Raw genomic sequence first — 13,072 nt, 5'->3', positions numbered from 1 at the left:
CATTTTACTACATGTTACATTGATTCAAGCAAGCTTGAATGATTACTCTTCGTCTTTTGCAGCATTAACAGTAGGTACCTCAGATGCTGAAACCTCTGTAGCTTCTGGTGCTTCTTCTTCTGTTGTGCTTGCCCTAGGCATGTGAATGCTCACAACAGGAGCGTCATGACTACCATCGGCAACATCAACAGTGAGTTGTACCCCTTTAGGCAATTTTAAGTGAGATAGATGAACCACCTCATCCATTTGAACATTGGACATATCTACTGCGATAAACTCAGGTAAATCTTTTGCCTGACAACGAACTTCAACTTGAGTCATGGTATGGTTAATAATACCGCCCGCTTTAATGCCAGGAGCTTTGTCTTCATTGATGAAATGAATGGGTACTAATTTAACCAGAACGTCGGTTTTAGAAACGCGTTGTAAATCCATATGCATTACAACTGGTTTATAAGGATGACGTTGCAATGCCTTCAAAATAACATGTTCGACTTTGCCATCAACTGTAATATCAAAAACACTGGAATAGATACTTTCAGTTTCCAACGCTTTAACTACTTTGTTATGTTGAAAGTGAATTGACATTGGTTTTTTATCCCCGCCATAAATAACAGCAGGTACTTTATTTTCAAGACGACGTAGGCGGCGGCTCGCACCTTTCCCCATATCCGTTCTTGTTTGTGCTTCTAAAAGGATGTTTGACATTGTATACTCCAAAGTTTATAAGTGTACCCTATCTAATCCGCGACCAGATTAAACACCGGATTATCATTTAAAAAATCCGGAAAGGGTGGCGAAGTATACAATATTTTAAAATGAACTTGAAGTCATAGGCATAATTTCATAGAATATGCGACTTTATTGAATTTGTGATAGCCAATCAGGCGAGTTGGAGAAAAATTATGTATGCGGTAATCAAAACTGGCGGTAAGCAATACACCGTGAAGGAAGGTGATGTGTTGAAAATTGAATTACTGCCTGAAGATGTTGGCAATGAAATACAATTTAAAGAAGTACTGATGTTGGCTGACGGCGATAAAATCGTCTGTGGTACTCCATTAGTTGCCAAGGCAACTGTGAAAGCTGAAGTGCTTGATCATGGCCGTCACAAGAAAGTCAAAATTATCAAGTTTCGTCGTCGTAAGCACCACATGAAACAAATGGGGCACAGACAATATTATTCGCAAGTTAAAATTACTGCGATAAGCAAGTAAGAGAGGATAGCAATGGCTCATAAGAAAGCAGGTGGTAGTACTCGTAACGGCCGCGACTCGAATCCCAAGTACCTTGGTGTGAAGCGTTATGGTGGTCAATTTGTTAATGCGGGTGAAATAATTGTAAGACAACGTGGCACACGTTTTCATCCAGGACCTGGTGTTGGTTGTGGTCGTGATCACACCTTGTTTGCCTTGGTTGAAGGTTTGGTGCAATTTGTTGTCAAAGGTGAAAAAAATCGTAAGTATGTAACTATAGTTGCAGAACAAAAAGAAGAAGCTGCAAACTAATTAAGTTACATTACTACAGCCAGGATTCTGCGCAGAGTAGACTTGGCTTTTTATGATGTGTTTCGGATCATGGATTTTACTTTATAATCCGAATTACACGTTATACCTAAATGCAATGTTATTAACCCCGGTAACGGGGTTTTTTTTTATTTCGAGGTTGGTCATGAAATTCGTTGATGAAGCAGTAATAAAAATAGAAGCAGGCCATGGTGGAAATGGTTGTCTTAGCTTCAGACGCGAAAAATTCATACCAAAGGGTGGCCCTGATGGTGGTGATGGGGGCGATGGTGGTAGCGTTTATTTCGAAGCAAGTACGGATTTAAATACCCTTGTGGATTTTCGTTACATGCGTCATTACAAAGCGGGTAATGGCCAGCCCGGTATGGGCGGAAATTGCACTGGGAAAAAAGGCGATGATTTAATAATAAAAGTACCTGTTGGTACTATGGTTTATGATGTAGATACTGGGGAATTGCTGGGTGATATTAAAGAGCCAGGCGTGCCGGTGTTGATTGCTCAAGGTGGATTTCATGGGTTAGGAAATACACGCTATAAGAGTAGTGTGAATCGCTCTCCAAGACAGACCTCTCCTGGAAGTCCAGGGGAAGCACGACATTTACGACTCGAATTACGGGTTTTGGCGGATGTAGGTTTATTAGGCTTACCTAACGCAGGGAAATCAACTTTAATTCGCGCCGTCTCAAGTTCAAAGGCTAAAGTCGCTGATTATCCTTTTACCACATTACATCCCAGTTTAGGTGTTGTCAGTGTTTCTTCTCACAAGAGTTTTGTCATGGCTGATATTCCGGGGCTCATTGAAGGAGCATCTACAGGGGCCGGACTTGGTCATCGGTTTTTAAAGCATCTTTCGCGGACCTGTGTATTGCTTCACGTAATTGATGTTGCTCCTGTCGATGACAGTGATCCGGTTGCATCAGCTAAAACAATTATTAATGAATTAGCAGAATACAATCCACAGCTTTTAGAAAAACCGCGATGGTTGGTATTGAACAAAATAGATATGTTGCCTGATGCAGCAAGTAGGGAAGAGCGAATACAAACCATAGTTAAGGGTTTGAATTGGAAGGATAAAGTATTTGCTATTTCAGCAATCAGCGGTGAAGGAACACAACAGTTGTGTTATTCACTGATGCAGCTGATTGATGAGATGAAAGAGTCTGAAGCATAACCACTCTGCAGCATGTTCTACTACTGCAGCAGTACGATAAGGTATATTATGGGTTTCCTGACCTTTCTGCTCGTGATTGCTGTAGTCAATAATTAATTGTGTGGTTCCTCGTGTGGGTTGTTGTTGCCAGTATTCGGCTAAGCCGGTCAGATGAAAAAATAATTTATTTTTATGTAGACCACTAAAATCCAATAAATGATGGATATGAGGCTTGGTCAGCAATAATTGCAATAAACCACCTGTGGCTTCATCAATAATGGTTATTGGTTCATTAATGTGCAGGATTAGTTCACGTAAATTTTCAGAAGCTTTTTTATCTATGCCACTAATAATGTGTGGTTCTAGGATAGGGTCAACAATAGCTTGTATTTGCTCGACACGATTAGGCATACAACGAACCTTAAATTCGATATAAGGTGATTCCCAGCGATAACCTGTTTGACAATCAATATCCTGCAGCGCATCTTCCAATTTTTGAGCAATCTCACTTTCTGCCAAGCCAAAAATTCGCCACTTAAGTATTTGTTTTTGACTGTGACTTGTTTGCTGTAATATGGGTAATACATATTGATTAAACATAGGCAAACACTCTCGTGGCGGGCCAGGTAATAAAAAAAACTTTTTATTATTCCAAGGGTAGTAACACCCTAAGGCACTACCCAGAGGATTGGGTAAAAGCTGGGCATCTTTAGGAAAGAGACTTTGTTGAATATTCCCTGGATTAAGATTGAGATTTGCATCACGCAGCCGGCTTTTTATATGTTCGAGAGCGATAGAGTGCTGAATTAACTCCTGGCCTGTAAATTGAGATAGGGCAAAGCGGGTGAGATCATCTGTGGTTGGCCCAAGCCCGCCAGTGATAATTATAATGTCATGCTTCTGGGTCAAGAAGTGCAAACAGTTGATGATATCATCCACTTTGTCACTGCATGAAACATGGAAACCTAGAGACAAGCCTTCAGAGCTTAGCGCGTGGGCTATATCACGCCCATTCGTATTTAAAGTATCACCATGAACTATTTCATCACCGGTTGCTAAAATGCCTAACGTCATTACCTGTTTCCGAGTATTAACTATGAATCTGATTTTATAGCATAATTTGAAAAAACTGTAATAGTTGTTGACATTTATCCGCAAATTGCCTAATAACTAAAAAAGGTGGTTTTTTTTAAGATAATTATCCATCGAACTACCTAATTTTTACGGTTTTTGTATGTGAGGAGAAATTATGGAATTTTCAAGCCGTTATGTAGCGCATGTACCTGACGCTCAAGGGTTTGTTAATTATTCTAAAGAAGAACATTCTATTTGGAATATTTTATTTGAAAGACAAATAAAATTATTGCCAGGAAGAGCTTGTGATGAATTTCTAGCTGGATTAAAAACGTTAGGCATTCAATCTGAGGCAATTCCTCAAATTCCAGATCTAAATCAAAAACTTAAAGCCGAAACGGGTTGGCAAGTGTCTGCAGTCGCCGCGTTAATTTCTGCTCGCGAATTTTTTGAATTATTGGCAACAAAACATTTCCCCGTAGCTACATTTATTCGTAATGAAGAAGAATTGGATTATGTAAAAGAGCCTGATATTTTTCATGAAATTTTTGGTCATTGTCCTATGCTGACGGACAAGGTTTATGCAGAGTTTGTTTACGATTATGCTCAGAAAGTATTAACTTTTCCTGAGTCCGATTGGCCGTTACTGCAACGTATGTTTTGGTTTACTGTTGAGTTTGGCTTAATTAACAGCATGAAAGGTCTGAGAGCATATGGAGGTGGAATACTGTCCTCGATTAGTGAAACAGTATACAGCGTGGAAAGCGATATTCCGCTGCGAGTCATGTTTGATCCAATAGCTGGATTTCGCATGCCCTATCGTATTGACATGTTACAACCCGTTTATTTTGTAATTAATGACTACCAGGTTTTATACGATTTTGTTTTATCGGATTTAGGTAAACTTATGGCTCGAGCCCGGGAATTAGGGGAATTTCCGCCGCTTTTTAAGGTGGATCCAAATAATCCTAATATTCATATTCGAGCGTGTTAAAGGTATATATATTGTAATGAGCAGCCAGTCTTGTTAACATCGAGCAACCTGTTTGTTCATTGGCTGTCTTAAGTCAAGGAGCATTATTTGATTAAAGTATTAATTGTTGATGACCATGCATTGGTTCGAATGGGGATTCGACGATTACTCGAAGATATGTCGGATGTAGAGGTAGTTGCTGATGCAGAAAGTGGTGAGCAAGCTTTGGCATTAGTAAAAAAACATTCCCCCGACGTGGTCCTTTTAGATATGAAAATGCCTGGAATTGATGGCTGGGAAGTAACACGTCGTCTAAAAAAATCAAATCCGCACGTTAAGGTTATTGCTGTAACTGCAATGTGTTCTGATGTGTTGCCTACTCGAGTTTTACAATTAGGCGCCATGGGCTATCTGACGAAAGAGTCAGGCGCTGAAGAAATGGCGGCTGCGATACGTAAAGTTGCTAAAGGCGAGAGATATTTAAGTGCAGAGATTGCTCAGAAAATGGCGATCAATAGTTTGGAAGAAGTACAAGGCTCACCTTTCGATGTATTATCTGAGCGCGAAATGCAAGTCATGTTAATGATTACTACTGGTATGAATGTTCAGGAAATAAGTGACCGACTATTCCTTAGTACTAAAACGATTAATGGCTATCGTTACCGTACATTTGAAAAATTAGGTATTAAAAACGATGTAGAGCTTACTTATTTGGCTCTAAAGCATGGAATTATAGAAAACCCCATCGATCTGGCATCAGAAGATTAAAGGGTTTTGTAGCCCGGATTAGCGCAGCATAGTCGGGGATTTCTGTTTCAATATGGATTACTCATATCGGATTATGCTGCGCTAATCCGGGCTACAAAGCTGCGTTCCAGAGCACGATTAATTACTGCTATGATTATTACATGAATATTTCTACTGAATTAGCCTTGTTCCTCACCAAGTTACCTAATGAACCCGGCGTTTATCGTATGTTGGATGCAGCAGGGAATCTTCTTTACGTGGGTAAAGCATCCAATTTGAAAAAAAGAGTCACAAGCTATTTTAATAAACAAAATACAGGCATTAAAACACGTTCTTTAGTGAGTCAAATCGCTGCTATAGAAATTTCGGTCACGCGCAGTGAAACAGAAGCTTTATTATTGGAAAGCAATCTGATTAAGACATTGAAACCTAAATACAATGTTTTGTTACGCGATGATAAATCCTACCCATACATCCATCTTTCCAATCATCCTGATTTTCCACGCATTGAAAGTTATCGTTCTAAGAAAAAGCCTCTTTCAGGAGATTTCTTTGGTCCTTATCCCAGTAGTGCTGCGGTGAAGGAGACTATAGTAACAATTCAAAAAGTGTTTAAAATCCGCAATTGTCGGGACAGTTATTTTAATGCACGCTCAAGGCCGTGTTTGCAGTATCAAATCAAACGATGCACCGCTCCATGTGTCAATTATATAACGCCAGAAAATTACCAGCGATCAGTACAAGATGCCATGCGATTTTTACAAGGTAAGTCCCAATTAATTCTTGATGAACTTGCTAAACGAATGGACAAAGCAGTAACTGAATTGAATTTTGAAGAAGCAGCAATTTTGAGGGATCAGATTAAAAGTTTACGTTTAGTACAAGAACAACAGGGCGTGTTACAGTTACGAGGCGATGCAGATGCTATTGCCATTGAGGTAAGTCCCGGTTTTGCTTGTGTTCAGTGTGCGACGATTCGTGAAGGCCAAGTATTGGCGAGTCAGTGTTACTTCCCTTCGGTGCCCCAAAAAGGCTTGGAGGATGAACTCTGTATGGATGATTTATGGCAACAAACTTTTGATGCATTTGTAGGATTCTATTATTTAGATAGCCCGGAGAAAATCCCTGCGTTAATTATCACCAATCATGATTTAGTGGATCACCTATCATTAGAAGAAGCCCTATCACAACGACGAGGTAAGCAGTGTAAAATTCAAATAAATCCTCGGGGTATAAAATCCCGTTGGATGGATTTTGCACTCAATAATTTACGTGTTTCGGTAGCTGAATACGTGACAAAACATTCTACGATGAAATCACGTTTTCATGAATTAGAACAATTTTTAGGATTGAGAAAGCCTATCGAACGCATGGAATGTTTTGATATCAGCCACACCCAGGGTGAAGCAACTGTGGCATCGTGCGTTGTGTTTGATCATGAAGGTCCCAGTCCCAGCGAATATCGGCGATTTAATATTGAAGGAATTACTCCTGGAGATGACTATGCTGCAATGGAACAGGCCATTACTCGTCGCTTTAAACGGTTAGTAGAAATTCAATCATTGCCGGATGTATTAATTATTGATGGCGGAAGGGGGCAAGTCGCTGTCGCTGAGAAAGTATTACTTTCTTTAGGTATCTCGACAGTGATTTTACTGGGTGTTGCTAAAGGACCTTCACGAAAGGCTGGATGGGAAAAGTTGATTCTAGTCCATGAGGCACGCGAATTGACGTTACCCGATGATTCCAAGGCCTTACATCTGCTTCAACATATCCGTGATGAAGCGCATCGATTTGCTATTACGGCTCATCGTAAAAAAAGACAAAAAAAGAGACTGGATTCAACGCTTGAAGATATTGAGGGAGTTGGGGCAAAACGCAGACAAGCATTGCTTCATCGTTTTGGTGGGATACGAGAGCTTGCGAAGGCACCCATAGACGAAATTGCCAAAGTATCAGGGATTAGTGAACACTTGGCAAAACGTATTTTTCTTTTTTTTCATGGAGAAAAAGTGTAATCAGGAGCCCCGTCATTCTGGGTGCCTGACACCTAGGCTATCACCAATAGATCAGAATATTATTCATAACCCTAGCAAAAATCCTAATATTCGTACTAAACTAAAATTAGATATGCTCGAATAATAATTAGAATAAATTGATATTTAAGCACAAATCTTGCATGTAAAAAAATAAAAGTAAGGTGAGAGGGGGGCATATGTATAAATTACTTTCAACTGCATTGTTGATGTTTATGGTTGCTGTTGCGAATGCGGCTAACTTTTATGGCACTGGATTATGCGGTTACCCACAGTATGATTGCGTTAAGGTTGAGGCTGGACAAAGTTGGGAAACCTTATTTCCAGATGAAAAACAACGCGATATCGTCCAAAGAATCAATCGTACTTATAATCCTTTATGGACTGGCAAAATTATTGCGGTTCCAAAAAATCTGGCTTACCTCACTGTTTTTGACGTGTCTCCTTTTCCGCTAAAAATTCCAAACGAACATCAAAAGCAAATTATTGTTGACCAGGACAAATTGGCTTACGCCGCTTATGATGCAGAAGGGAATTTGGTGATATGGGGGCCAATTTCATCAGGAAGAGACAGGTGTCCGGATGCTAATCGTTCTTGCCGCACTCTAACTGGGATCTATCGCGTATTTAGTAAGGAAAATGAAAAATGTGTCTCTGATGTGTTTCCCATAGGTAAAGGTGGCGCGAAGATGCCTTTCTGTATGTTTTTCCATAAAGGCTTTGCATTACATGGTTCTCCAGACATCCCTGGAGTAAGAGCAAGTCATGGTTGTGTGCGAATGTTTACTCAGGATGCAAAATGGTTAAATGAAAACTTTGTTGAGTTATCCAGTGAACGAAATAATTTTAGGGGTACAACAGTTATTGTTCGTCCTATAAATGACAGTGAGTGAGAAAAATGATGAATACAATTAAAAAAATCACTTCGATTTCATTAATGTTTTTCTTTGGGTTAATGTCTACACACCTTGACGCAGCCAAATCTAAAAAACTTGATCCCAAAGAGGCGCAAGCTAAAGCAGAAAAAGAAGAGGCTCGATTTCCTATAGGATGCAGGCCCGTGGGGTATAAGGAGAGTTTAAAAGTATTGTCTCTTTACCCTGGAAAAGAGGGGGCGTTACAATCCTTGTATTTCTTCTTTAATCAATTGCCACAAACGGTGAGTTTGTATCAAATGCGAGATGAAGACAGCCAATATACTACTCGATACAATCATACAATAGGTGGCCGTCAATGGGCGGCATTAGCCACAGGGGAGCCCTTAGTCAAATTTATTTGTACTTTGGGTGATGGTAAAACTTCCTATGGAAAAATTATTGATTGTGCTGATACGATAAAGGTATGTGAGTACGTCAATGTAAAATTTGGTTTAAATAATAAAGGCAATTTTTGGATAGTCGATGGCACTACAAGAAATGGTGCCGTTAATGAGGTAGTGCATTATGGCATAATACCTGGGGTATAAATCTGAACACATAATGATAAAAATTCAGGTGAAATTGCTGTGCAAAGAGGGAGAATCTTCATGAAATCGCTAGTACCTTGGGTATGTTTATTCGTTGCATCAGCCAGTCAACATGCTTTTGCTGATGATTTTAGTGCCTATCGATTAGGGAATTATAATAAAGCGATAGAGCCTTTAATGAATCAATCAGGGAAAAATGCAGTTGCTGATTACTACTTGGGGCGGATTTATCTTTATGGATATGGTCAACTTAAAAATAGTCAGTTGGCGATCCGCTATTTTACCCAATCGGCACAAAAAGGCTATCTTCCTGCAATCCAACTTATGGCCAGATACACTTTATTGCATGAAAAAGATCCACAACAAGCCTTTACATGGTTTAAAAAAGCGGCGGATGATGGTGATGTAGATGCCCAAATGTTTACGGCGGCGGCATACAGATATGGAGTTGGAGTGAAACGCAATGAGGATGCGGCAACTCGCTATTACATCAGTGCGGCAAAAAATGGTAATTCCCTTGCCCAATTTACTTTAGCCAAGAATTTTATTGACAGTCGTAATGCATCAAATAAAAAATTAGGTCTTATCTGGTTAAATAAGGCAGTGGCCAATGGTAACCCTCAAGCGATAACTCGATTAGGGGAGTTATATCTTGAAGGGAAATTGGTTGATAAGGACGAAAAGAAAGGTGAAGAATTATTAACCCAAGCAGCAACTCAAGGTTTTGCACCCGCAATGGTTGCTTTGGGTGAATTGGCTTTGCACCAAAACCAAAAAGAACAAGCCTTGAAATGGTTTGGTCAGGCAACGAAACAACAGAATGATGAGGCGTATTTAGATTTAGCTCATAATTATTTAGAACCCAAAAGCCCCATTTATGATCCAAAAACTGCTTTCATGTGGACCCTAAAAGCGGCTCAAGATGGTTTGCCACAGGGCAAACGTGAGTTAGCTGAAATGTACCAAAAGGGAATAGGCGTGGATGCCGATCCGAATTTGGCCAAGCAATGGCTAAATCAGGCGAATCAAGATGACAGTGCAAAAAATCAAGAGGCTGCTTTGGCGCAAGCAGCACTGTGGTTAAGTAATGGTACAACAGATAAATTGGAACAAACTGATTTTCAAATGAAGGGCATACTAAGTGCTTGGCATAATCCTACGGTATTAGGTGATTTCGCTTATAACCAAGCACCCCGATTAAAAAAGATAATGCGTCAGTCTGTTTTTAAACCCCAATTTGAATTAGTCCAACCTAATGATGTTCCTATAACCAGTTACTATGATGCGATCTTGAATAAAACTCCTGGCTTCCAGGCGAATCAATGGACATACCCACTTTATCCTTTAGATCAACAGTTATCTGCTTTAGAAAGAACAAATACTCCAATATTTGCGCAATTGAATCTTCCTGCACCTTATATTGATGCCAATTATTATGATTATGATGATTATTCACAAGCCAATATCATGGATTTATGGACTCAGGGCTGGCAAGCGCAACTTAATTATATGTCTGTATTCAATCATTTATATTTTAGGGCGATCTTAGGTGATGCCCAATCGCAATTTCAAATAGGGCAAATGTTTCAATATGGTATTGGTGTGGCGCAAAGTGATTCGTCAGCAATTATTTTTTATCAAAATGCAGCCCAGCAGCAACATTTAGGGGCCGAATACAATTTAGGACTTTTATATTTACAGCATGCCAAGGATAAACAAGGTTATCAGCTGGCATTAAATGATTTAACAGATGCCGCGTTTAAAGGCAATAAAAAATCTCAATATGTATTGGCTCGAATTCTTTCACAAGGCATCACTGGCCCAGACGGTACTGTATACATTCAACCGAATCAAGAACAAGCAATGTCTATGTTGTATCTGGCTGCCGCCAATAATTATGGTCCTGCAGAATATGAGTTGGCAGATAATTTGGCACGTCAAAATGATAGTGGCTTAAGTGTGAATGTCAGAAAACACAAAATAGCAATGATTCGTCAATTGTACCAAGGTGCAGCAGATCGCGGAGTTTCTCAAGCGTTATTGCCGCTCGCCTTTTATAACGCTATGGATCAGGATAAACAAAGACAAGCACAAGCTTTTCGAGTTGCTAAGGATCAAGCGGCTACAGGTGATGAAAATGCTGCCTTATTACTGGGCTTGCTTTATGATCGGGGTATTGGTGTACAAGCCGATCCAGGCCAAGCAATTAATTGGTATCAACAATCGGGTCAAAATGCAGTAAGTGATTTTATCCTGGGAACTTATGCTGCTGAGGGAAAAGGACTTGCTCAAGACAAGGAAAAAGGGATAGCGAAATTAAAGCAATCTGTTGATGATAAATTCTCCTACGCAGATTTTAATATGTCCGTATTACGGAAACAAATCGGACAAGACTTTTTGCCTGATTTGATCAATTCTTATAAATTAGGAAACAGTCATGCTGGAATCGTTTTAGCTGATTATTATTTAGCAGAAAACTCTGATCCGGAAAAAATGCAAGAAGCCAAACAAATTTACACCGGTTTGGCTGAAAAAGGTGATCAGTATGCCCAATTGAAATTGGCTTTTATGCTGGAAAAAGGTTTAGGTTCTGAACCTAATCTGGCTGATGCGCAACGTTGGTATACTGCTTCTGCGGAACAAGGAAATCCTCTTGCACAATATTTATTAGGTCAGTTTTATCAATTGGGTGAGAATGGAGAGCCTGATTATAACTTGGCGAAACAATGGTATGAGAAAGCAGCCACAGCTCTGCCCGCGGCTTCTGTTGCCTTAGGTTTTATTGATGAAACAGTCAATGATAATTATGTTCAGGCATTAAAAAATTATGAACAAGCTGCTGCCAAAGGCGATGTTTTAGGGGTATACAATTTGGCGCTCATGTATTTATATGGTAAAGGAACTCCAGTTAATTATCAGAAAGCTAGAGATTTATTTGTTGAAGCAGCAACTCACCAAGTTCATGAGGCAATGAATCAATTAGGCGCAATTTATTTTAATGGTTTGGGACAGGCTCGTGATACCCAACAAGCTCTAGCTTGGTATAAAAAAGCAGCCGATTTAGGTAATGCGAATGCACTTTACCAGTTGGGATTATTGTCTGAAACGGGAGTTTCTACCAAACTTGATTTCAATAACGCGCTCAAATATTACCAACAGGCTGCAGATAAGGGTAACGAAAAAGCGATGTTGGCTTTAGCAAGAATGTATCATTACGGGCTAGGAGTTGAGAAAAACCCTAAAATCGCAGCAAGTCTTTATGAAAAATTGGCTGCACGTCAAAATGCGTACGCACAATACCAATTAGGTACTTATTATCTCGAAGGTACTGCAGGTGAGCGTTCTATTACTAAAGGCAAGCAATTATTACAGCAAGCCAGTGATAATGGCAGCATCCAGGCGCGCAAACTCTTGCAAAGAATGGAAGCACAAACTCAGGCTCGTGTCAGTTTTATTGAGCCTGTACTGATGAATAAAGCCCCTGCTACAGCAGAGCAAGCTGCTGATTTTATGTATCTGGAAGCATTAAATCAATGGAATCAAGGGGATGAAATCTTATCGCGTATGATTTTACAACGTTTAGTGACTCAATATCCTAATTTTGCACCAGCAAAACGTACTTTCGATCAATTGAATCAAGCCCGAAGAGTCAGTATTTATGGTTAGTTAGTCGATTCCCCAAGTGAAGTAATCCTTCACCGCCATTAAAAATCTCCTCTTCCAGCAGTGGGAGAGGGGGACTAGGGGAGAGGGGTTCATTGTCGCAATTCTCTCATCCGCGCTGACAGACACCTTGATAATTATCTTATGTTCCCAAGTTATCTATTCAACAAAGTCCATCGGAAGTAGCAGCGTATTCGTCTATTTATGAAATCTTATTTTTTCACTTTACTTACTTAAAGATGAGATTTTTGTTCTGCCGATGAGCGCCTAGAAATAATAAATAAAGTCAATAAAATAGCATTAAGAGAATTTAAAGAAACAAGACGACGTATGCTTACCTCCTGTAAGGTGTATTGCAGATTATTTTTAAAATAATACAGAAGAAACTTGCCAAAATACAGCGCAGGAATAAAGGCAATGAGCGCAAATCGTCAACTC

11 protein-coding genes are annotated in these 13,072 nt (G+C 39.7%); 9 read left to right on the top strand and 2 right to left on the bottom strand.

Features of this window, described 5'->3' with window-relative positions:
• Positions 1–42: 42 nt before the first annotated feature.
• Positions 43–708 carry a 50S ribosomal protein L25/general stress protein Ctc gene (locus tag EL022_RS15460; protein WP_028381046.1) on the bottom strand — a complete coding sequence of 222 codons (666 nt, stop codon included), beginning with the start codon at positions 706–708 and terminating at the stop codon, positions 43–45.
• A 197-nt stretch (positions 709–905) separates the two neighbouring features.
• Here EL022_RS15460 and rplU point away from each other — a divergent pair, with 197 nt between their 5' ends.
• The 3 genes from rplU (at position 906) to cgtA (ending at position 2,697) form a co-directional block, all read left to right on the top strand.
• Positions 906–1,217 carry a 50S ribosomal protein L21 gene (gene rplU / locus EL022_RS15455; protein ID WP_028381047.1) on the top strand — a complete coding sequence of 104 codons (312 nt, stop codon included), beginning with the start codon at positions 906–908 and terminating at the stop codon, positions 1,215–1,217.
• A 12-nt stretch (positions 1,218–1,229) separates the two neighbouring features.
• Entirely contained in the window at positions 1,230–1,508 is a 279-nt protein-coding gene (gene rpmA / locus EL022_RS15450) for a 50S ribosomal protein L27 (RefSeq protein ID WP_028381048.1), read from the top strand.
• 163 nt (positions 1,509–1,671) lie between these two features.
• Entirely contained in the window at positions 1,672–2,697 is a 1,026-nt protein-coding gene (cgtA, locus tag EL022_RS15445) for an Obg family GTPase CgtA (RefSeq protein WP_028381049.1), read from the top strand.
• On the opposite strand, the gene EL022_RS15440 is transcribed toward cgtA, so the two are convergent.
• Entirely contained in the window at positions 2,653–3,750 is a 1,098-nt protein-coding gene (locus EL022_RS15440) for a competence/damage-inducible protein A (protein WP_028381050.1), read from the bottom strand. The genes cgtA and EL022_RS15440 overlap by 45 nt on opposite strands.
• 175 nt (positions 3,751–3,925) lie before the next feature.
• Between EL022_RS15440 and phhA the strand changes: the two genes are divergently transcribed.
• The 6 genes from phhA to EL022_RS15410 all read left to right on the top strand — a co-directional run bounded on the left by phhA (position 3,926) and on the right by EL022_RS15410 (position 12,637).
• Positions 3,926–4,744 (top strand): phenylalanine 4-monooxygenase, encoded by an 819-nt coding sequence (phhA, locus tag EL022_RS15435; RefSeq protein ID WP_028381051.1) that lies wholly within the window; start codon positions 3,926–3,928, stop codon positions 4,742–4,744.
• Positions 4,745–4,831: 87 nt separating this feature from the next.
• Positions 4,832–5,491, top strand: a complete 660-nt coding sequence (gene letA, locus EL022_RS15430) for a two-component system response regulator LetA (RefSeq protein WP_028381052.1) — start codon at positions 4,832–4,834, stop codon at positions 5,489–5,491.
• Positions 5,492–5,631: 140 nt separating this feature from the next.
• Entirely contained in the window at positions 5,632–7,488 is a 1,857-nt protein-coding gene (gene uvrC, locus EL022_RS15425) for an excinuclease ABC subunit UvrC (RefSeq protein ID WP_028381053.1), read from the top strand.
• A gap of 197 nt (positions 7,489–7,685) precedes the next feature.
• The gene (locus EL022_RS15420) at positions 7,686–8,399 is read left to right on the top strand and encodes a L,D-transpeptidase (protein WP_028381054.1); all 714 of its coding nucleotides are present in this window, start codon (positions 7,686–7,688) and stop codon (positions 8,397–8,399) included.
• 8 nt (positions 8,400–8,407) lie between these two features.
• A complete protein-coding gene (locus EL022_RS15415) occupies positions 8,408–8,971 on the top strand; it encodes a hypothetical protein (protein WP_028381055.1) in 564 nt (187 codons plus the stop codon).
• Positions 8,972–9,031: 60 nt separating this feature from the next.
• Entirely contained in the window at positions 9,032–12,637 is a 3,606-nt protein-coding gene (locus EL022_RS15410; RefSeq protein WP_028381056.1) for an SEL1-like repeat protein, read from the top strand.
• Positions 12,638–13,072 lie beyond the last annotated feature (435 nt).

This window comes from Legionella cherrii, from assembly GCF_900635815.1.
GTDB lineage: Bacteria > Pseudomonadota > Gammaproteobacteria > Legionellales > Legionellaceae > Legionella > Legionella cherrii.
This window is presented reverse-complemented; position numbering and strand designations above follow the sequence as displayed.

What these genes read in the sequence shown, in the direction of transcription:
- EL022_RS15460 (WP_028381046.1), bottom strand. Translation starts at nt 708, where the DNA reads ATGTCAAACATCCTTTTAGAAGCACAAACAAGAACGGATATGGGGAAA.
- rplU (WP_028381047.1), top strand. Translation starts at nt 906, where the DNA reads ATGTATGCGGTAATCAAAACTGGCGGTAAGCAATACACCGTGAAGGAA.
- rpmA (WP_028381048.1), top strand. Translation starts at nt 1,230, where the DNA reads ATGGCTCATAAGAAAGCAGGTGGTAGTACTCGTAACGGCCGCGACTCG.
- cgtA (WP_028381049.1), top strand. Translation starts at nt 1,672, where the DNA reads ATGAAATTCGTTGATGAAGCAGTAATAAAAATAGAAGCAGGCCATGGT.
- EL022_RS15440 (WP_028381050.1), bottom strand. Translation starts at nt 3,750, where the DNA reads ATGACGTTAGGCATTTTAGCAACCGGTGATGAAATAGTTCATGGTGAT.
- phhA (WP_028381051.1), top strand. Translation starts at nt 3,926, where the DNA reads ATGGAATTTTCAAGCCGTTATGTAGCGCATGTACCTGACGCTCAAGGG.
- uvrC (WP_028381053.1), top strand. Translation starts at nt 5,632, where the DNA reads ATGAATATTTCTACTGAATTAGCCTTGTTCCTCACCAAGTTACCTAAT.
- EL022_RS15420 (WP_028381054.1), top strand. Translation starts at nt 7,686, where the DNA reads ATGTATAAATTACTTTCAACTGCATTGTTGATGTTTATGGTTGCTGTT.
- EL022_RS15415 (WP_028381055.1), top strand. Translation starts at nt 8,408, where the DNA reads ATGAATACAATTAAAAAAATCACTTCGATTTCATTAATGTTTTTCTTT.
- EL022_RS15410 (WP_028381056.1), top strand. Translation starts at nt 9,032, where the DNA reads ATGAAATCGCTAGTACCTTGGGTATGTTTATTCGTTGCATCAGCCAGT.